The sequence below is a fragment of the Streptomyces cinereoruber genome (genome assembly GCF_009299385.1).
GTDB classification, from domain to species: domain Bacteria; phylum Actinomycetota; class Actinomycetes; order Streptomycetales; family Streptomycetaceae; genus Streptomyces; species Streptomyces bikiniensis.
This window is the reverse complement of the sequence record NZ_CP023693.1, coordinates 6,808,126-6,826,931: the sequence shown is the minus strand read 5'-3', so window position 1 is coordinate 6,826,931 and position 18,806 is coordinate 6,808,126. Positions and strand designations below refer to the sequence as shown.

Genomic DNA, 18,806 nt, shown 5'->3' with positions numbered 1-18,806 from the left:
CCGGACGCCTGTTTTCCGGTGCGTCCGGGATCGCGCTCGCGGGACGGACCGTCCCGGGACCGGTCCCCAGAGGACCAGGAGGTGCACGGATGTCGCCGAGCGGCATACCGCGTGGCGGCCCCCCTCTCACCGAGGCGGAGGCGGAGGAACTGCTGCGGTGTATCTGTTTCAAGACCGGCCCGCCCCGCACCGTGGGGGTGGAGCTGGAGTGGCTGGTGCACGAGCTGCGGGACCCCCGGCTGCCCGTACGGCCGCAGCGGCTCGCGGCGGCCCTCGACACCGTACGGGCCCTGCCCCTGGTGTCGGCCCTGACGTTCGAACCCGGCGGTCAGCTGGAGCTCAGCTCGCGGCCCGCCGGGTCCCTCATGGAGTGCCTGGACTCGCTCGCCGCCGACCTGCGGGCGGTGCGGGGCGCGCTCGGTCCGCTCGGCCTCGCCCTCAGCGGTTACGGGGTGGACCCCTGGCAGGCGTCGCGCGACCGGGTGCTCCACGAGCCGCGGTACGACGCGATGGAGGCCGCGCTCGACCGGACGGGTCCGGCCGGGCGGGCGATGATGTGCGAGTCGGCCTCGGTGCAGATCTGCCTCGACGCCGGGGTCGACGGGCCGGGCCCGCTGAACTACCGGCGGCGGTGGCGGCTGGCCCACCTCCTGGGCGCGGTCCTGGTGGCCGCCTTCGCGAACTCCCCGGTGCACGGCGGACGCCGCACCGGCTGGCGCTCGACCCGGCAGGCCCTGTGGGCGGAGCTCGACCCGCTGCGGACGCTCGCGCCCCGGCGGACGCCCCCGCCCCCGCCGGACGGGGACCCGCGGGCGGAGTGGGCGGCGCACGTCCTCGACACCCCGGTGCTGTGCGTCCGGACCGACGAGGGGCCGTGGGCGGTGCCGGAGGGGCTGACCTTCCGGGAGTGGCTGCGCACGGGCCTCCCCCGGCCGGCCGACGCCGACGACCTGCGCTACCACATGACGACGCTCTTCCCGCCGGTGCGGCCGCGCGGCCATCTGGAGCTGCGGATGGTCGACGCGCAGCCGGGGCGGGACGGCTGGATGGTGCCGGCGGCCGTGACGACGGCGGTGTTCGACGACCCGGAGGCGGCGGAGACCGTGTACCGGGCCGTGAAGCCGCTCGCGGAGCGGGCCGGCGACGATCCCGCGCCGCGCAATCCGCTGTGGGTGGCGGCGGCCCGTGACGGTCTGGCCGACCCGGACCTGCACGCCGCCGCGCGGACGGTGTTCTCCGCCGCCCTGGAGGCGCTGCCCCGGATCGGGGCGGGCGAGGAGGTGCGGCGGGCGGTCGCCGCCTTCCGGGAGCGGTACGTGGTCCCCGGGGGCTCCCCGGCCGACACCCCCGAGGCGGTGACGTCATGACCGGAACCACCGGAACCACCGGGAGCACGGACACGGACACGGCCGGCAGCGGCTCCGGGACCGCGGGCACGGCCGGGACCGCCGGTGCGGAGGCGCTGCGCGCGCGGGCCCTGGACGCCCTCGTCGCGGCGCGGGACCGGACCCTGCGCCTCACCTCCTGCGTGGCGGACGACGACCTCACCGCCCAGCACTCCCCCCTGATGTCGCCGCTCGTCTGGGACCTGGCACACATCGGCAACCAGGAGGAGCAGTGGCTGTGGCGGGCCGTCGCGGGGCGCGACGCGCTGCGGCCCGAGATCGACTCCCTCTACGACGCCTTCGAGCACCCGCGCGCCGAGCGCCCGTCGCTGCCGCTGCTCCCGCCGGGCGAGGCCCGCGCCTACGCGGCGGACGTACGGCTCCGGATCCTCGACGTGCTGGAGCGGGCGCCCCTGGAGGGCCGGCCGCTGCTGGACGCGGGGTTCGTCTTCGGGATGGTCGCCCAGCACGAGCAGCAGCACGACGAGACGATGCTGATCACCCATCAGCTGCGGAAGGGGCCGCCCGTCCTGTCCGCTCCCCCGCCACCGGTCCACCGGTCCGGCCCGCTGCCCGCCGAAGTCCTGGTCCCCGGCGGCCCGTTCACCATGGGGACCTCGGACGAGCCGTGGGCCCTGGACAACGAGCGCCCGGCCCACCGCCGGGACGTGCCCGCCTTCCACATCGACACCGTCCCGGTCACCAACGGCGCGTACCGGGCCTTCGTCGCGGACGGCGGCTACACGGACCGGCGCTGGTGGCACCCCGAGGGGTGGGCGCAGATCCGCGAGCACGGCATCGGGGCGCCGCTGTTCTGGCGCCGGGACGGCGGGCAGTGGCTGCGCCGCCGGTTCGGGGTGACCGAGCCCGTACCGGAGGAGGAGCCGGTCCTGCACGTGAGCTGGTACGAGGCGGACGCCTACGCGCGCTGGGCGGGGCGCAGGCTGCCGACGGAGGCCGAGTGGGAGAAGGCGGCCCGGTACGATCCGGCCACCGGCCGCTCCCGCCGCCACCCGTGGGGCGACGCGGACCCTGGGCCCGAGCACGCGAACCTGGGGCAGCGGCACCTGGGCCCGGCGGCGGCCGGGAGCTACCCGGAGGGCGCCTCGCCGCTGGGCGTGCGGCAGTTGATCGGGGACGTGTGGGAGTGGACGGCGAGCGACTTCCTGCCGTACCCGGGCTTCACGGCCTTCCCGTACAAGGAGTACTCGGAGGTGTTCTTCGGGCCGGAGCACAAGGTGCTGCGGGGCGGTTCGTTCGCGGTGGACGCGGTCGCCTGCCGGGGCACCTTCCGGAACTGGGACCTGCCGGTGCGGCGCCAGATCTTCGCCGGCTTCCGTACGGCCCGCTCCGCGGAGCTCGACTGATGTGCCGTCACATCGCCTACGTGGGCGAGCCGGTGGCGCTCGGCGAGCTGGTCGTGCGACCGGAGCACGGCCTGCTGCGCCAGTCCTGGGAGCCCCGTACGCAGTCCAGCGGGGTGGTGAACGCCGACGGGTTCGGGGTCGGCTGGTACGCCGAGGGGGACCCGGTGCCCGCGCGCTACCGGCGCGCCGGGCCGATCTGGGGCGACCTCTCCTTCGCGGACCTCGCCCGGGTGGTGCGCTCCGGGGCGCTGCTCGCGGCGGTCCGGGGGGCCACGCTGCCCGGCGCGGACGGGGAGGCGGCGGCGACGCCGTTCGCCTCCGGGCGCTGGCTGTTCAGCCACAACGGCGCGGTGCCGGGCTGGCCGGACACGCTGAACCCGCTCGCCGCGACGCTGTCCGCCGGGGAACTGCTGCGCCTGGAGGCCCGTACCGACTCGGCCCTGGTGTGGGCGCTCGTCCTGCACCGGTTGCGGACCGGGGACGCGCCCGGGGACGCGCTCGCCGCCACCGTGCGGGAGGTCGCGCAGGCGGCCCCCGGCTCCCGGCTGAACCTGCTGATCACCGACGGCGACCGGATCGCCGCCACCGCCTGGGGCAACAGCCTCTGGTACCTGACGGGTCCCGGCCGGGCGGTCGTGGCCTCCGAACCGTACGACGACGACCCCCACTGGCGGGAGGTGCCCGAGCGGACGCTCGTGGTCGCCGACCGCACCGACGTCGCCCTCACCCCGCTCAAGGAGCCGCCCGCGTGAGCCCGTACCAGCTGACCCGCACCCTCGACCCGGACGCCGCCGGCGCCGATCTGCGCGCCGACGTCGTCCACGGTCTGACCCGCTCCCCCAAGGAGCTGCCGCCCAAGTGGTTCTACGACGCCCGGGGCAGCGAGCTGTTCGAGGAGATCACCCGGCTGCCCGAGTACTACCCGACGCGGGCGGAGCGGGAGATCCTGGCCGCGCGGGCGCCGGAGATCGCCGCGGAGACGGGGGCCAGGACCCTGGTGGAGCTGGGCTCGGGGTCGTCCGAGAAGACCCGGTTCCTGATCGACGCGCTGCTGCCCGGTCTGGACGGTTACGTGCCCGTGGACGTGAGCGAGTCGGCGCTGACCGGGGCGGCGGAGTCGCTGCTCGCCGAGCGTCCTGAGCTGCGGGTGCACGCCCTGGTCGCGGACTTCACCCGGGGCCTCGCGCTGCCCGGGACGCCGGGGCCGCGCCTGGTGGCCTTCCTCGGCGGCACGATCGGCAACCTGCTGCCCGGCGAGCGGCGGACCTTCCTGCGCTCGGTCCGCTCGATGCTCGCGCCGGGCGACTCGCTGCTGCTCGGCACGGACCTGGTGAAGGACGAGGCGACGCTGCTGGCCGCCTACGACGACGCGGCCGGGGTGACCGGGGCGTTCAACAAGAACGTGCTGTCCGTGATCGACCGCGAGCTGGGGGCGGACGCCGATCCGGCGGACTTCGAGCACGTGGCGGTGTGGGACGCCGGGCGGGAGTGGATCGAGATGCGGCTGCGCGCCCGCCGCGCGCTCACCGTGAAGATCCCGGAGCTGGACCTCGTGGTGCCGTTCGCGGCGGGCGAGGAGCTGCGGACGGAGGTGTCGGCGAAGTTCCGTCAGGAGGGCGTACGGGAGGAGCTGGCGGCGGCGGGCCTCGAACTGGCCCGCTGGTGGACGGACGACGGGGACAGGTTCGCGCTGTCGCTGGCGACGGCCCGCTGAGCCGGGACCCGCGGGGTGGTTTCGTGCCGGGTGGTCTCCCGTCGGGCCACGGCCCGCTGGGCGGCGGCCGCGAGGGCGCGCCGGTCCGGGTGGCGGCCGCTCGGCAGGGGGTCCATGAGCCGGACCTCGGCGGTGGGGCGCCGGGTGGTGACGACCCGCCACAGGGAGGCGCCGAGCGGGTCGTCCCCGACGTACGCGGCGGCGTCGGCGGGCCGGTAGTCGATCCGTACGGGCTGCACGGCGCAGCCAGCGTCCAGGGCTGCCTGGAAGGCGGCGGGCCGGAACCGCCCCCGCTCCCGGCCGCACCAGGTGGAGCCCTCGGGGAAGACGGCCACCCGGCCGCCGGCCGCGAGGACCCCGGTCATCGCGCGGACGGTGCCGGGCAGGGCCCGCAGCCGGTCCCGCTCGATGAAGAGGGTGCCGCCGAGGGCGGCGAGGAGGCCGAGGACCGGCCAGTGGCGGACCTCGGCCTTGGCGACCATGCGGGCGGGCAGCACGGCCGCGAGGAGCGGTACGTCCAGCCAGGAGACGTGGTTGGCGACGACGAGGAGGGGGCCGGGGGCGGCGGGGCTCCCCTCGTACCGGACGCGGACGCCGAAGGCGCGGACCACCGTCCGGGTCCAGAGGCGGACGAGGGCGGGCCGGGCGGCGGGCGGGAACAGGGCGGCGGCCGGGGCGAGGAGGACGCCGAGGAGGACGACGGCGGTGCCGGCGGCGAGCCGGGCCGCGGCCCGCAGGGGGCCGGCTCCGGAGTCCGGGTCGGGGCCGTCCGGGTGGGCGGTGCAGCGGCCCGGGGTGCAGGGCGCCGTGGGGAGCCACGGCGGGAGGGCCGTGGGGCCGTTCACCGGGCCGGGGCGAGCGACAGGAAGTGGTTGAGGTAGCGCGGATTGGTGCGGCGCAGCGAGAGGAGGACGTAGAGGTCGGCGGTGCCGAAGTCGGGGTCGTGCGCGGGGGCGCCGCAGACCCAGGCGCCGAGCCGGAGGTAGCCGCGCAGCAGCGGGGGCAGTTCGGTGCGGCCCTCGGGGCGGGCGACGCCCTCGGCGTTCCACAGGCGGTGCGGGGTGACCCAGTACTCCTCCGGGGCGAGGTGCTTGGCCCGGACGGCGTCCCAGGTGGCGGCGGCGAGGGCGCCGCCGTCGGCGAGCGGGACCGAGCAGCAGCCGGCGAGCCAGTTGTGGCCGGTCTCGGCCATGTAGCGGGCGAGTCCGGCCCAGACGAGGGCGATGACGGCGCCGTTGCGGTGGGCGGGATGGACGCAGGAGCGGCCGACCTCCACCAGGTCGGGCCGGACGGGGGCGAGCCGGGTGAGGTCGAACTCGCCCTCGGAGTAGAGGCGTCCGGCGACGGCGGCCCGCTCGGGCGGCAGGAGCCGGTAGGTGCCGACGACCTCGCCGGTGTTCTCCTCCCGTACGAGGAGGTGGTCGCAGTACGCGTCGAAGGCGTCGGAGTCGAGGCCGGGCTCGGGGCCGTCGAGCCGGGCCCCCAGCTCTCCGGCGAAGACCTGGTGGCGCAGCCGCTGGGCGGCGCGCACGTCCTCCTGGTGGCGGGCGAGGCCGACGGCGTACCGGGGGGCGGGCTGCTCGGCCCGGGCCCGGGCCCGGGGCTGTGCGGGGACGGCGAGCGTGTGCGTCGGTGCGGACATGACGGGCGCCTCCGGACGGAAGGGAAGGGAGGGCCGGGGCCGCTCGCGCGGTGGCCCGGCTCCTTGCTCCTTCACTTCTTCCGTGACCGGCTGGATTCGACGTGACCGTCCGGGGGCCCGCGGGTGTGCGAACGCTGAATGCTATTCGGCGAGGGTGTCGGTGATCGCCTCGGAGGCCTTCTGCGCCGCCTTCATCGGGTCCTCGCCCTGGAGGACCGCCGTCATGTAGGGCTTGATCGGGTTGTCCGCCTCGACGTTCGCCCACTGCGGGGAGTTGGGGGTGGCGCGGCCGCGCGCGGCGCCCCGGGCCATGACGGCGGTGGCCTCCTGGCCGGCGACGACGGAGGCGAGGCCCTTCTTGTTGGGGACGTAGCCCATGGCGCGGGCGAGTTCGGTCTGCCACTTCTCGCCGGCCATCGCCTTGACGACGTCGAGGGCGGCGGTGCGCTGGGGCGCGTTCTCCGGGATGATGAGGTCGGAGCCGCCGGTGAAGACGGCGCAGGGCTGGTCGGCCTTCTTGCCGGGTATCGGGAAGTAGCCGAGCTTGTTCTTGAGCCCCGGGTTGGTCTTGAGGATGGCGGCGACGGCGCTGGGGGTGGCGATGAGCTGGGCCACGTCGCCCTTGGCGAAGACGTCGGCCTGCGGCGGGTTCTGCTCGTCGGCGTTCTTGGGGCCGGAGCCGAGGGACTGGAGTTCCTTGTAGAACGCCATGCCGCGCTGGGCGGCCGGGCTCTCCAGGGCGCCCGTCCACTGGCCGCCCTTGTCGACGGCCAGTTCGCCGCCCTCGTCCCAGATGAAGCCGGAGAGGGTGTACCAGTCCTGGCCGGCGAGGTAGATGCCCTGGGAGCCGTTCTTGTTGAGCTTCTCGGTGTCGGCGAGCCACTGGTCGCGGGTGGCCGGCGGCTTGTCGATGCCGGCGTCCCGGAAGAGGTCCTTGTTGTAGATGACGATCCGGTTGGCGGCGTACCAGGGGATGCCGTACTGGGAGCCGCCGATGCTGCCGGGCTCGGCGAGGCCGGGCAGCCAGTCCTCGCTGCCGAGGTCGCGGACCGACTCCAGGGTGAGGTCGTAGAGCTTGTCGGTGTCGGCGTACTGGGCGACCTGGGTGTTGCCGACCTCGATGACGTCGGGTCCGCCGGAGCCCTCGATCGCCTCGGTGACCTTCTTGCCGATGCCGGTCCACTCCTGGACGGTGAACCGGAGCTCGACGCCGTCGTGCTCCTCCTCGTACGCCTTCTTGAAGCGTTCGACGAAGTCCTCGCTGGCACTGTCCCTCATCAGCCAGATGTTGACGGTCTTCGTGCCCTCTCCGCCCGGCAGCATCCCGCAGCCCGAGAGCGCGAGCGCGGTGGCGGCTGCCAGGGGGCAGACGAGACGGCGGTTCTTCACGTGGGTCACCTTCTGCGGTTCAGCACAGGGTCGTGCGGTATGGGGGCTGACCCGGCATGGGGGGACCGAACGGGGTGTTCGCGCGGGTATGTGGCCTGGATTCTGGTCTGGACCAACGGGATGGTCAAGTCCTTGACCATCCCGTTCCGCCCCCCGGAAGGCCGATCTGTTCCCTTACCGCCGGTAATTCCCCGTGGGCCGTGGGGAGGTCGTCGTGTCGCGCCCCGGCGCGCCCTGGGGCACGGTGGAGGGAACGCACCGAGAGGAGTCCGTCCCCCATGTCGAACCACACCTACCGCGTCACCGAGATCGTCGGCACCTCCACCGAGGGAGTCGACCAGGCCATCCGCAACGGCATCGAACGCGCCTCGCAGACCCTGAGGGGCCTCGACTGGTTCGAGGTGACGCAGGTGCGCGGCCACCTCGTCGACGGCACGATCGAGCACTACCAGGTCGGCCTGAAGGTCGGCTTCCGCCTGGAGGACGAGACCTGACCGCCGGGCGCCGGACCTGACCGCCGGGGCCGGGACCTGACTCCGCACACCGGCGTCAGGTCCGCCCCTCCACCTCCTGCGCCTCCCGCAGCGCCTCGGAAGGGGTCGCCCAGCGGGCCCGTACGACGGTGAAGCCGGCGGCCTCGGCCGCGTCGCAGACCGCCGCGTCGTCGTCGACCAGCATCCTGACCGGGCGGTCGGCGGCGAGCCGGCGCAGGATCTCCACCTTGGTCACCCGGGCCGGCCGGAAGTCGCGGTCGCGCCGCATGTGGACCGGCCCGGCCGGGAGCCCCTGCTCCGCCAGCCAGTCCACGGTCGCGCGACGGCACCGCTCCGGCCGCCCGGTGAGGTAGACGACCTCGCACTCCCCGGCCGCCTCGCGGCACAGCGCGACGCCCTCCTCCAGCGGCGGGTCGTCCGGCGCCGCCGCGAAGAACGCGTTCCAGTCCTTGGGCCTGCGCTCCAGGAAGTGCTGGCGGTGCGCGGTCGCGGCGAGGGTGTTGTCGAGGTCGAAGACGGCGAGGGGTCTGTTGTCCTGGTTCACGGGGCCAGGGTAGGAGGCGGGGCCCTCGCGCCGGGGGGGCGGCCGGGAATCTCCCGTACTCCACGGCGTTGAACCCTCCGTGAGCAGCTTCCCCGGCGACGTCCGGTTCTCCGTCCTCGACCGCTCCCGCACCCGGGAGGGCGAGGACGCCTCCCGGGCGCTGCGCGAGACCGTGCGGCTGGCCCGGGAGGTCGAGGCCCTCGGCTACCACCGCTTCTGGGTGTCGGAGCACCACGGGGTGCCCGGGGTCGCGGGATCGGCGCCCACGGTCCTCGCCGCGGCCGTCGCCGCCGCGACCTCCGCCGTCCGCGTCGGCACGGGCGGGGTGATGCTCCCGAACCACCGCCCCCTGGTCGTGGCCGAGCAGTTCGGCGTCCTGGAGTCCCTCTTCCCCGGCCGGATCGACATGGGCGTCGGCCGCTCGGTGGGCTTCACCGACGGCGTCCGCCGGGCCCTGGGCCGGGACAAGGACGACGCCGGCCGGTTCGGGGAACAGCTCGCCGAACTGCTCGGCTGGTTCACCGGCGGGCAGACGGCCCACCCCGGGGTGCACGCGCGGCCCGCCGAGGGCCTGCGGATCCCGCCCTTCGTGCTCGCTACGGGCGAGGGCGCGGCGGTCGCGGCGGCGGCCGGGCTGCCGCTGGTCGTCGGCGACCTGCGCGGCCGGGACCGGCTGCTCGCCGCCGTCGACGCGTACCGCACCAACTTCCGCCCGTCCCGGTGGGCCGCCGAGCCGTACGTGGCCGTCGCCGGGACGGTCGCGGTGGCCGCCACCGAGGAGGAGGCGCGGCGGCTCCTCGTCCCGGAGGCGTGGGCGATGGCGTACTCGCGCACCCGGGGCGTCTTCCCGCCGCTCGACGCGCCGGAGCGGATCGAGGCGCTGGCGATGACGGAGAAGCAGCGCGGTTTCTACGAGGCGGGGCTGCGGGGGCACGTGCACGGCACGGAGGAGCAGGTGGCCGAGGCCCTGGAGCGGGCGGTGGAGCAGACCGGGGCGCGGGAGGTCCTGGTGACCACGAGCACGTACGACCGGGAGGCGCTGAGCGCGTCGTACCGGCGGCTGGCACGGGCGGTGGGGCTGCGGCCCCGCACCCTTCCGGAAGGCCCGGCCGACCGCACCCTCCCGGTGCGCCCGGTCGGCCCCACCCGCCCGGAGCAAACACCGGATAATGGATAAAGTCGGATCATGCACGCCAGCCCCCACGATCCGTACGTCCGCGTCCGCGGTGCCCGTGAGCACAATCTCGCCGGGGTCGACGTCGACATCCCCCGTGACGCGCTCGTCGTCTTCACCGGGGTCTCCGGCTCCGGCAAGTCGTCGCTCGCCTTCGGCACGCTCTACGCCGAGGCGCAGCGGCGCTACTTCGAGTCGGTGGCGCCGTACGCGCGGCGGCTGATCCACCAGGTGGGAGCGCCCTCGGTCGGCGAGATCACCGGGCTGCCGCCGGCGGTCTCCCTGGAGCAGCGGCGGTCGTCGCCGAACGCCCGCTCGTCCGTCGGCACGGTCACCACCCTCTCCAACTCGCTGCGGATGCTGTTCTCGCGGGCCGGGCACTACCCGGAGGGGGCCGAGCGGCTGGACTCCGACGCCTTCTCCCCCAACACGGCGGCGGGCGCCTGCCCCTCGTGCCACGGGCTCGGGCGGATCCACGAGACCAGCGAGGAACTCCTCGTACCGGACCCCGGGCTGTCGATCCGTCAGGGGGCCGTCGCCGCCTGGCCGGGCGCGTGGCAGGGGAAGAACCTGCGGGACGTCCTCGACGCCCTGGGGTACGACGTCGACCGGCCGTGGCGGGAGCTGGCCGCGAAGGACCGGGAGTGGATCCTGTTCACGGACGAGCAGCCGGTCGTCACGGTGCATCCGGTACGGGAGGCGGGGCGGATCCAGCGCCCGTACCAGGGCACGTACACCGGCGCCCGGCGGCTCGTCCTGCGCACCTTCTCCGATTCGAAGAGCCCGGCCCTGCGCGCCAAGGCGGAACGGTTCCTCACCAGTGCGCCCTGCCCGGTGTGCGGCGGCGGCCGGCTGCGGCCCGAGGCGCTCGCGGTCACCTTCGCGGGCCGGACCGTCGCCGAGCTGGCCGCCCTGCCGCTGACGGCCCTGGCCGGGGTCCTCTCGACGGCGGCGGCCGGGGCGGACGCGACGGAGACCGCGCGGGTGCTCACCGGGGACCTCGTCGCCCGGATCGGGACGGTGACCGAACTCGGCCTCGGCTATCTGAGCCTGGACCGCGCCACCCCCACCCTTTCCGACGGCGAGCTCCAGCGGCTGCGGCTCGCCACCCAGCTGCGCTCGGGGCTCTTCGGCGTGGTGTACGTCCTGGACGAGCCGTCGGCGGGGCTGCACCCGGCCGACACCGAGGCCCTGCTCGTGGTCCTCGACCGGCTCAGGGCGGCGGGGAACTCGGTCTTCGTGGTCGAGCACCACCTCGACGTGGTGCGGCACGCCGACTGGCTGGTGGACGTCGGGCCGGGGGCCGGGGTGCACGGCGGGCGGGTGCTGCACAGCGGTCCGCCGCGCGACCTTGCCGGTGTCGAGGAGTCCGTGACCCGCCGGTTCCTCTTCGACCGGGAGCCCGCGCCCGCGCGGACCGTGCGCGAGCCGGCGGGACGGCTGCGGACGGGTCCGGTCACCCGGCACAACCTGCGGGGGGTGGACGCGGCCTTCCCGCTCGGGGTGTTCACCGCCGTCACGGGCGTCTCCGGCTCCGGCAAGTCCACCCTCGTGGACGCGCTCGTGGACGCGTTCACCGGGCAGGTGGAGGGTTCCGGGCGCCTGGTGACGGTGGACCAGCGGCCCATCGGCCGCACCCCGCGCTCCAACCTCGCCACGTACACGGGCCTGTTCGACGTCGTCCGCAGGCTGTTCGCGGAGACCGAGGAGGCGAAGGGGTACGGGTACAAGGCGGGCCGCTTCTCCTTCAACGTGCCCGGCGGGCGCTGCGAGACCTGCCAGGGCGAGGGGTTCGTCTCGGTCGAGCTGCTCTTCCTGCCCAGTACGTACGCGCCCTGCCCCGACTGCCACGGCGCCCGCTACAACCCCGAGACCCTGCGGGTGCGGCTGCGCGGCCGCACCGTCGCCGAGGTCCTGGACCTGACCGTGGAGTCCGCCGCCGCCTTCTTCGAGGACGTCCCGGCCGCCGCCCGGAGCCTGCGCGCCCTCCTCGACGTGGGCCTCGGTTATCTGCGGCTGGGCCAGCCCGCCACGGAGCTCTCCGGCGGCGAGGCCCAGCGCGTCAAGCTGGCCTCGGAGCTCCAGCGGCCGCACCGCTCCCCCACCCTGTACGTCCTGGACGAGCCGACGACCGGGCTCCACCCGGCCGACGTGGAGGTCCTGATGCGCCAGCTCCACGGGCTGGTGGACGCGGGGCACTCGGTGGTCGTGGTCGAGCACGACATGGACGTGGTCGCCACCGCCGACTGGGTGATCGACCTCGGCCCGGACGGCGGCGACCGGGGCGGCCGGATCGTGGCCGAGGGCCCGCCGGAGCGGGTGGCGGGGGCGGCGGACAGCCGCACCGCGCCGTATCTGGCCCGGGCCCTCTCCGGAGGTGCCCCGGACCGTCCCTGAGGGGGGTGAGGGCCGGCGGTCGGTCCGGGGGGGGCGGTCCCGGCGCGGGCGGTCGGCCACCGCCATTGGTCCGATCAATGACGACGTCTTGACGCGGTTGACGCGCGTTGACCAGGGACGCCAAACTCGGGCAGGTACACGACAAAGTGACGGGGGGTCGTGTCGTGCGCGGACGCGTTCCGCGCTCTCGCCTCCCGGGTTCCCGCTCGTTCCGGCACCGCCGTTCCGGAGCCCGCCTTCCGGCGGGCCCGTCCCCCCGCGAAAGGAACACCGCCGTGCTCTCCGGCCTCCCCGCGAGAATCGCCGTCACCGCCCTCGCCGTCACCGGCCTGCTCGCCGCCGCGCCGTCCGCGCAGACGGCCCCCCGGGTCCCGGCCGCGGTCTCCGCGACCGCCGCCGACCCGTCGTCCTCCGGCGTCACCGTGAAGATGCCGGCCGCCGTCGCCGACCACCTCGGCACCGACCGGAAGGCCCTGGTGGACGCCGTCACCGCGGACGTCCTCTCCCGGGCCAGCGACACCGGGGGCCTCGCCCCGGCGACCGCCACCGGCAGGCTCGCCGCCGAGGGCCGCAAGGTGGTCGTCGACGTGCGCAGCGCCTCGCGCGACTGGGCCCGCGGCGTCGCCTACGTCGAGGCCTCGCGCGCACGGCACGGTGCGCCGGAGGGCTGGCTCTACCTCGCCCACCGCGAGAACGGGCGATGGGTCTCCGGCCTCGAAGGGGACCGCGAGTTCGCCGCCCACGTGGCCGGGTCCCCGCTGGTCGGCGCGGCGGAACGGCAAAGCATGACGGCGTACGCCGAGCGCGCGGCGGCACCGCGGACCCCGGAGGCGCATGGGGCACAGGTGTCGCCGGCCGGGGCCCAGGCCAACACCAACGGCCTGCTGCTGCCCTGGATGCCCGACCACTACATGACGCTGACCGGCGGCCCGCACGCCCACGACAGCGCGACCGGGCACTGGAGCGCCCTCGACTTCGCCGGCGGCAACGCGAGCGGTCTCGTCCGCTCGTCCCGCGAGGGCACGGCGACCTCGATGTGCGGCGCGGGCGGCGGCTGGACCCGGGTCATCCACCCCGGCGGCTTCTCCACGGACTACTACCACATGCGGAACGCGACCTACTACAACGGAACGGCGATCTCCCGCAGCGCCCTGCTCGGCAGCATCGGCACCGACACCTGCGCCGGCGGTTCCGCGACCGGGCCCCACGTGCACTGGAGCCTGCGCACCTACGACGCCAACTACAACGGCCAGTACACCTGGCTGAACGGCCGCACCATCGGCGGCTGGACGTGGTGGAACGGCTCCGGCCAGTACTCCGGCTGCGGCACCCGCCTCGGCGTCACCGCCTGCCCCGGCACCGCGCTCTACAACCGCACCGGCTGACCGGATCCCGGACCTCTCGGCGGCGCTCCCCGGGCCCTGTGGAACAGTGGCGGTCCCGAGGAGAGGCGACACACGATGACGAACGACGGGGGCGACGGCCTCGCGGTGCTCGACGACCCGGTGGGCGAGTCGCTGCGCGGCCGTCACGCGGGGCTCGGGCGCCGGCACGGCCGGGCCGCTACGTACCGGCCGGAGGTGGCGACCTTCTCGGCGGTGCCCGCCGACGCGGACGCGGCGGACTGGGCCGACCTCGCACGGCTCCTCGGCCGGGAGGCCTTCGCCGACATGTTCAGCTGCGCGGCCGTCCCGCCGCCGGACTGGGAGCCGGTCTTCGTGCTCGAAGGCCGGCAGATGCTCCGGTCCGGCGGCGAAGCGTCCGGTACCGCCGACGCGGGCGTGGTCGAACTCGGCGCGGCCGACGTGCCCGAGATGCTCGACCTGGTCGCGCGCACGCGGCCGGGGCCGTTCCGGCCGCGCACCCGCGAGCTGGGCACGTACCTCGGGATCCGCGACGGCGGCCGACTGGTGGCCATGGCGGGCGAGCGCCTGCGGCCCCCGGGCTGGACCGAGATCAGCGCCGTCTGCACGGACCCCGAGGTACGGGGCCGGGGGCACGCCGCCCGTCTGGTGGGGGCGCTCGCCGACCGCGTCCTGGCCCGGGGCGAGCGCCCCTTCCTGCACGTGGCCGAGAAGAACGCGGCGGCGATCGCGCTCTACGAACGGCTCGGCTTCACCAGCCGCAAGCACGTGACCTTCCGGGGCTTCCGCACCCCGTGACCGCGCCCCTCGGCGTACGCGGTGTCTGCGGTCAGTTCGCGTCCACCAGGTCGTGCGCCGGGACCGTCACGGTCCGCTTCCCCGGCTTGCCGCCGAGGACGACCTTGCGCAGGGCGCTGTTGTTGTTCAGGTTCGTCTCCTTCAGCCGCTTGGCCGGGTTGGCCAGGACCTGGATGTAGTAGGTGCCGTTGGGCACGTCCGTGATGTCGAACGACTGGCCCGGCAGGTCCTGGGTGTAGGTGTCGCCGGAGCCGACGTCGAGGACCTCGCGGACGGAGATCGAGTTCTCCTGGCCGCAGGCGGTGGCCAGGTCGGTGTTGTTCGGGTGCCAGTTGGCGTTCTTCACCGTGTAGTCGACGGCGTCGGTGTTGGCCAGGCAGAAGGCCTCCTTGCCGCTGCGGACCGCCTCCTTCTTGTCGGCCTTCAGGAGCCGGTAGCTGGCGAAGTCGGTGAAGTGCCAGTGGACGTGGCCGGGGCGCGGGTCCCACTCCATGGTGCCGGTCGGGGTGTAGCCGACCTGCTTGCCCTTGGCGTCGTAGAAGTACTGGTAGGCGTCCATCGTGGCCTTGCCCGGCGAGCGGAAGCCGTCCACGACGAGCTGGGCCGGTCCGGCGTTCCAGACGTTGGCGCTGAAGGCCAGGTAGTCCTTGCCGGGGATGTTCTCCGTGCCGTCGCTGATGGTGATGCCGTACGCGGGCAGCGAGCGCAGGTCGGGCTTGGGGACGTCCGGGACGGAGGGCGTGCCGGTGGGCCGCTCGGCGGCCGGGCCGAGGGCGGGCGCCTTGCGCGAGCCGTCGGTCCGCCCGGTGGTGTCGCCGGCCCGCGCGCCGGCCGCGTCGGCGCCCTGCGCGCCGGCGAGGGCGGCCTGCTGCTTCTTCAGCGCCCACGGCAGGGCCGGCGGGGCGGCCTTCAGCGGGCCGTGGCCCACGTTGTACGAGGGGGCGGCGCCGCTGGTCTCGGGGGCGCCGGCCTGGGCGGGCTTCACCTGGCCGCCGTGACCGGCGTGACCGGCGGGGGCCTGGTGGGCGGCACCGTGCCCTCCGGCCGTACCGTGCCCGGCGTGCTCCCCGGCCGCCGCCGACCGCGCCGAGACCCCGTCGCCCTCCTCCCAGCTGCGCTCCTGGACGGTGACCTTCACCGTCGCGGGCTTGTCGGCGATGCCGAAGAGGTCCCGGTACTTCTTGGCGACCCCGACCCTGGCCGTGTACGTCCCGGCGGGGAGCTTCACCGGCTGGGTGTAGGAACCGGCGTAGGTGTTGGAGGCCCACCCCTTCTCGACGCCCCACACGGAGCCGAGGGTGAAGGGGTTGGTGGGGCAGCTCTCCGGATACTTCGAGGTGGCGGGCGCGTCGGGCCGGATCCGGCCGCTGGCGTTGTTCGGGCAGAAGCCCTCCGTACGGCTGAGGACCTTCTTGCCCGCCTTGTCGGTGAGGGTGATCTCGGCGAAGCCGGGCAGCCCGGAGAAGTCCTTCACGGTGCCCGCGGGCAGCGCCTTGGTCCTGGCCTTGCCGCCCTCGTACACGGTCTGGGTGACGGTCACCGGGTCCTTGTAGGACTTCCGGGTCACCTTGAGCTCCAGCGGTGTCCCCTCCGCGGTCAGGTAGGTGCCCAGGTCCAGGTAGACGCCCGGGTCCTCCTTCCAGGAGGTGAGCGTGACCGAGCCGGTCGCCGCGACGAGGCTCAGCTTCGGTCCGGTCGCGGCCTTCGCCCGCTCCGGTGCGGCGGTCATGAAGCCGGCCGTCACGGCCATGGCGGCGACGGCCGTGGTTCCGGCGAGCAGCGGTCGCCGCAGCCGGTCGGTGCGCGTAGTGGTCATCGTGCCCTCGTTCTCGACGCTGTGGGAAAACCGGTCCGGCGGAACGGGGTGACCGTCCGGCCGGTGCGGTGCGAGGCGTTCGCCGCGCCCGTGCGGTGAGAGGAGGGGACCCGGCGCCCGGTTGTCCGGGGCGCCGAATTCGTCGGGATATTGGCCGAATAATGCCGCTGCGAAGAGGTGGAGGGGCGGGCGGATCAGCGGCGCGGTGCGGCCTCGTCGCGTGCGGCGGCCCGGTCGCGCGAGGCGGCCCGCCGGCCCGCCACCACGTCGGCGACGGCGACGGCGAGCGCGGCCCCGACGAAGGCGATCGAGACGAGGAGGCCGTGGTCGTAGGCGGTGGCCCAGCCGTCCTGGGCCACCTGGCCGAAGAAGACGGCGCCGACCGCGGCGATGCCGACCGCCGAGCCGACCCGCTGGCCGGTCTGCAGGGTGCCGCCGGCGCTGCCCGCGCGGGGCACCGGCACCTCCGAGAGGGTGAGGGTCTGGTTCGGGGCGATCACCAGGCCGCTGCCGAGCCCCGCGAGGAGCAGCGGGGCGAGCATGGCCCAGCCCGCGCCCCGGCCGGGCACCTGGTGCACGGCGAACGCCGTCCCGGCGAGGCCGATCGCCACCATCGCCAGGCCGACCACCACGAGCGGCCGGCCGAAGCGGTCCACGAGCCGGCCGCCGATCCCGGCCGCGATGCCCGAGCCCAGGGCGAAGGGGGTGATGGTGAGCCCGGCCTGGAGCGCGGTGTAGTGCAGTCCGCTCTGGAGGTAGAGCGTGCTGACGAAGAAGATCGAGGTGAAGCCCGCGAAGTAGAGCAGGATGAGGAGCGAGCCGAGCCAGTAGGACCGGACGCGGAAGAGTTCCAGGTCGATGAGGGGTTCGTTGCCCGACCGGGCGCAGCGGCGCTCCCACCGCACGAAGACCGCGAGGAGCACGGCGGAGACGGGGACGAGCAGGTACTTGCCGTTCCCGGGCCACTGCTGGGACTGCACGAAGGGCAGCAGCAGGGCGAGCACGGCGGCGCCGAGGAGCAGGACGCCGACCGGGTCGAGGCGGCGGAGCCGTACCGGTCCGGCGCCCGGGGTGTCGGGCAGCAGGCGGCGGGCGAGCAGCAGGCACACGATCCCGATCGGGAGGTTGACGTAGAAGACCCAGCGCCAGCCCTCCTCGGGGCCCGCCGCCTGGATCAGGAGTCCGCCGAGGAGGGGGCCGACGGCGGTGGAGATGCCGACGACGGTGCCGAACAGCCCGAAGGCCCGGCCGCGCTCGCGCCCCCGGAACATCTGCTGGATGAGCGCGGAGATCTGGGGCGAGACGAGGCCGCCGGCCACGCCCTGGGCCAGCCGGGAGATCACCAGCCACGTGCTCGACTGGGCCGCTCCGCAGGAGGCCGAGGCGAGGGTGAAGAGCACGAGGCCGACGATGAAGACGCTGCGCCTGCCGCGCGCGTCGCCGAGGCGTCCGGCCGGGATGAGGAAGAGCCCGAAGGCGAGCGCGTAGCCGGAGAGCACCCATTGGAGGTCCGACTCGGGGGTCTCGAGGCCGGAGCGGATGGAGGGCAGGGCGACGTTCACGATCGACACGTCGAGCAGGGTCATGAACCCCGCCACGAGGCAGACGCCGAGCGCCTTCCACCGGTTCGGGTCCGGTTCGTCCTGCCCCCGGTGCGGGGCCTGCGCCGACTCTTGCCGGGTCACGTGTCCTCCTGGTTCCCTCGGGTGCGGCCCGGTGGACGGCGCGCGTCACGGGCCGTGCGCGCCTCCCGGCCCGCGAAGACCCGGGTACCCGGCGGGCGCCCTCCCGATTCCTCCTTTTCTCCCCGATCATCCGTTGATGTGGGCAAATGCCCGGGTGCCCGCGCGGGGCACCCGGGCCGGGGAGGCGGTCCCGGAAGGCGCCGGGCCCGTCAGGCCGCCGTGTCGAAGGTGTAGTGGGGGGTGTGGTCCAGCATGTCCGCCGGGGTCACGTCGTTCCACGGGCGCATGGTGTCGTGGAGGTCCACGACGTTCCGGGTGCCCGCGGTCGGCAGGTACGGGGAGCCGGGGTGGCGGGCCTGCCAGTCGGCCCACAGCTTGTCCACGAAGGCGTGGTGCAGCCAGAAGACGGGGTCGTTGGGCGAGACGCCGGTGGCCATCTGGCCGCCGACCCAGACGTGGACGCGGTTGTGGAGGTTCACCCCGCGCCAGCCCTCCAGGTGGTTGCGGAAGCCGTCGGAGGCGCTGTTCCAGGGGGCGGTGTCGTAGGTCTCCAGGGCGAGGACGGAGTCCACCTCGGCACGGGTGGGGAGCTGCCGGCCGCCGGCGCCGAGGTCGCGGCGGAGGAAGTCGCGCCCGTCGACCCGGACGGTGATCGGCCAGCGGCCGCCGGACCGGGCGAAGGGGCCGTCGGTGACCTGGCCGTCGCGGGCGCGTCCGGTGCCGCCGAGGAAGTCGGGCGCCCAGAGCGAGGAGCGGGGGGTGCGGTCGGCGGTCCAGTCCCAGTAGGGCAGGGTGACGGTCGCGTCGACGGCCTTCAGGGCGGCCTCGAACTCCAGGAGGAAGCGCCGGTGCCAGGGCAGGAAGGACGGCGAGCGGTGGCCGACGCGGTCGCCGTCGTCGGTGTCGCCCATGATGAAGGCGTTGTGGGTGGTGACGAAGGCGTCGTACCGTCCGGAGCGCTTGAGCTCCAGGAGGGCGTCGACGAAGCGCCGCTTCTCGTCGGCGGTGAGGGCGGCCTGGTTCTTGCGTACGGTCAT

General features: G+C 74.8%; 16 protein-coding genes. 9 read left to right on the top strand and 7 right to left on the bottom strand.

Annotated elements, in window-relative coordinates; translation table 11 throughout:
* The first annotated feature begins 89 nt into the window (after window positions 1-89).
* The 4 genes from egtA to egtD are packed head-to-tail and all read left to right on the top strand — an operon-like array spanning window position 90 to window position 4,466.
* Window positions 90-1,367 carry an ergothioneine biosynthesis glutamate--cysteine ligase EgtA gene (egtA, locus tag CP977_RS30685; protein WP_062759808.1) on the top strand — a complete coding sequence of 426 codons (1,278 nt, stop codon included), beginning with the start codon at window positions 90-92 and terminating at the stop codon, window positions 1,365-1,367.
* Window positions 1,364-2,752 carry an ergothioneine biosynthesis protein EgtB gene (egtB, locus tag CP977_RS30680; RefSeq protein ID WP_109184632.1) on the top strand — a complete coding sequence of 463 codons (1,389 nt, stop codon included), beginning with the start codon at window positions 1,364-1,366 and terminating at the stop codon, window positions 2,750-2,752. Before egtA ends, egtB begins: the two co-directional genes overlap by 4 nt.
* Window positions 2,752-3,504 carry an ergothioneine biosynthesis protein EgtC gene (gene egtC / locus CP977_RS30675; protein ID WP_152371197.1) on the top strand — a complete coding sequence of 251 codons (753 nt, stop codon included), beginning with the start codon at window positions 2,752-2,754 and terminating at the stop codon, window positions 3,502-3,504. The genes egtB and egtC overlap by 1 nt, the downstream gene beginning before the upstream one ends.
* Window positions 3,501-4,466 carry an L-histidine N(alpha)-methyltransferase gene (gene egtD, locus CP977_RS30670; RefSeq protein ID WP_062759806.1) on the top strand — a complete coding sequence of 322 codons (966 nt, stop codon included), beginning with the start codon at window positions 3,501-3,503 and terminating at the stop codon, window positions 4,464-4,466. Before egtC ends, egtD begins: the two co-directional genes overlap by 4 nt.
* On the opposite strand, the gene CP977_RS30665 is transcribed toward egtD, so the two are convergent.
* The 3 genes from CP977_RS30665 to CP977_RS30655 form a co-directional block, all read right to left on the bottom strand.
* A complete protein-coding gene (locus tag CP977_RS30665; RefSeq protein WP_152371196.1) occupies window positions 4,361-5,311 on the bottom strand; it encodes a lysophospholipid acyltransferase family protein in 951 nt (316 codons plus the stop codon). The genes egtD and CP977_RS30665 overlap by 106 nt on opposite strands.
* Window positions 5,308-6,108: a GNAT family N-acetyltransferase gene (locus tag CP977_RS30660; RefSeq protein WP_062759804.1), complete on the bottom strand. Its 801-nt coding sequence runs from the start codon at window positions 6,106-6,108 to the stop codon at window positions 5,308-5,310. The genes CP977_RS30665 and CP977_RS30660 overlap by 4 nt, the downstream gene beginning before the upstream one ends.
* A 141-nt stretch (window positions 6,109-6,249) precedes the next feature.
* Window positions 6,250-7,497 carry an extracellular solute-binding protein gene (locus tag CP977_RS30655; RefSeq protein WP_062759803.1) on the bottom strand — a complete coding sequence of 416 codons (1,248 nt, stop codon included), beginning with the start codon at window positions 7,495-7,497 and terminating at the stop codon, window positions 6,250-6,252.
* Window positions 7,498-7,775: 278 nt separating this feature from the next.
* Between CP977_RS30655 and CP977_RS30650 the strand changes: the two genes are divergently transcribed.
* A complete protein-coding gene (locus CP977_RS30650) occupies window positions 7,776-7,991 on the top strand; it encodes a dodecin (protein WP_062759802.1) in 216 nt (71 codons plus the stop codon).
* Between the two features lie 55 nt (window positions 7,992-8,046).
* Here CP977_RS30650 and CP977_RS30645 read toward each other — a convergent pair whose 3' ends face one another.
* Window positions 8,047-8,535, bottom strand: coding sequence for a phosphatase domain-containing protein (locus CP977_RS30645; protein ID WP_062759801.1), 489 nt, complete (start codon window positions 8,533-8,535; stop codon window positions 8,047-8,049).
* A 79-nt stretch (window positions 8,536-8,614) separates the two neighbouring features.
* On the opposite strand from CP977_RS30645, the gene CP977_RS30640 reads away from it, so the two are divergent.
* From CP977_RS30640 to CP977_RS30625, 4 genes are all read left to right on the top strand, one after another.
* On the top strand, window positions 8,615-9,712 hold the full coding sequence (locus CP977_RS30640; protein ID WP_062759800.1) for an MsnO8 family LLM class oxidoreductase: 1,098 nt from the start codon (window positions 8,615-8,617) through the stop codon (window positions 9,710-9,712).
* A 9-nt stretch (window positions 9,713-9,721) separates the two neighbouring features.
* A complete protein-coding gene (locus CP977_RS30635; RefSeq protein ID WP_062759799.1) occupies window positions 9,722-12,106 on the top strand; it encodes an ATP-binding cassette domain-containing protein in 2,385 nt (794 codons plus the stop codon).
* Between the two features lie 275 nt (window positions 12,107-12,381).
* The gene (locus tag CP977_RS30630; RefSeq protein ID WP_152371195.1) at window positions 12,382-13,491 is read left to right on the top strand and encodes a M23 family metallopeptidase; all 1,110 of its coding nucleotides are present in this window, start codon (window positions 12,382-12,384) and stop codon (window positions 13,489-13,491) included.
* Between the two features lie 75 nt (window positions 13,492-13,566).
* A complete protein-coding gene (locus tag CP977_RS30625) occupies window positions 13,567-14,268 on the top strand; it encodes a GNAT family N-acetyltransferase (RefSeq protein ID WP_062759797.1) in 702 nt (233 codons plus the stop codon).
* A gap of 31 nt (window positions 14,269-14,299) precedes the next feature.
* Here the strand turns inward: CP977_RS30625 and CP977_RS30620 are convergent, their stop codons facing one another.
* The 3 genes from CP977_RS30620 to melC2 all read right to left on the bottom strand — a co-directional run bounded on the left by CP977_RS30620 (window position 14,300) and on the right by melC2 (window position 18,806).
* The gene (locus CP977_RS30620; protein WP_152371194.1) at window positions 14,300-16,084 is read right to left on the bottom strand and encodes a lysyl oxidase family protein; all 1,785 of its coding nucleotides are present in this window, start codon (window positions 16,082-16,084) and stop codon (window positions 14,300-14,302) included.
* Between the two features lie 194 nt (window positions 16,085-16,278).
* Complete coding sequence (locus tag CP977_RS30615) at window positions 16,279-17,769, bottom strand: MFS transporter (RefSeq protein WP_152371193.1); 1,491 nt, start codon at window positions 17,767-17,769, stop codon at window positions 16,279-16,281.
* A gap of 209 nt (window positions 17,770-17,978) precedes the next feature.
* Window positions 17,979-18,806, bottom strand: coding sequence for a tyrosinase MelC2 (gene melC2, locus CP977_RS30610; protein WP_152371192.1), 828 nt, complete (start codon window positions 18,804-18,806; stop codon window positions 17,979-17,981).

Coding starts and splice junctions, on each gene's coding strand:
- melC2 (WP_152371192.1), bottom strand. CDS start 18,806: ATGACCGTACGCAAGAACCAGGCCGCCCTCACCGCCGACGAGAAGCGG.
- CP977_RS30635 (WP_062759799.1), top strand. CDS start 9,722: ATGCACGCCAGCCCCCACGATCCGTACGTCCGCGTCCGCGGTGCCCGT.
- CP977_RS30660 (WP_062759804.1), bottom strand. CDS start 6,108: ATGTCCGCACCGACGCACACGCTCGCCGTCCCCGCACAGCCCCGGGCC.
- egtA (WP_062759808.1), top strand. CDS start 90: ATGTCGCCGAGCGGCATACCGCGTGGCGGCCCCCCTCTCACCGAGGCG.
- CP977_RS30620 (WP_152371194.1), bottom strand. CDS start 16,084: ATGACCACTACGCGCACCGACCGGCTGCGGCGACCGCTGCTCGCCGGA.
- egtB (WP_109184632.1), top strand. CDS start 1,364: ATGACCGGAACCACCGGAACCACCGGGAGCACGGACACGGACACGGCC.
- CP977_RS30650 (WP_062759802.1), top strand. CDS start 7,776: ATGTCGAACCACACCTACCGCGTCACCGAGATCGTCGGCACCTCCACC.
- CP977_RS30625 (WP_062759797.1), top strand. CDS start 13,567: ATGACGAACGACGGGGGCGACGGCCTCGCGGTGCTCGACGACCCGGTG.
- egtC (WP_152371197.1), top strand. CDS start 2,752: ATGTGCCGTCACATCGCCTACGTGGGCGAGCCGGTGGCGCTCGGCGAG.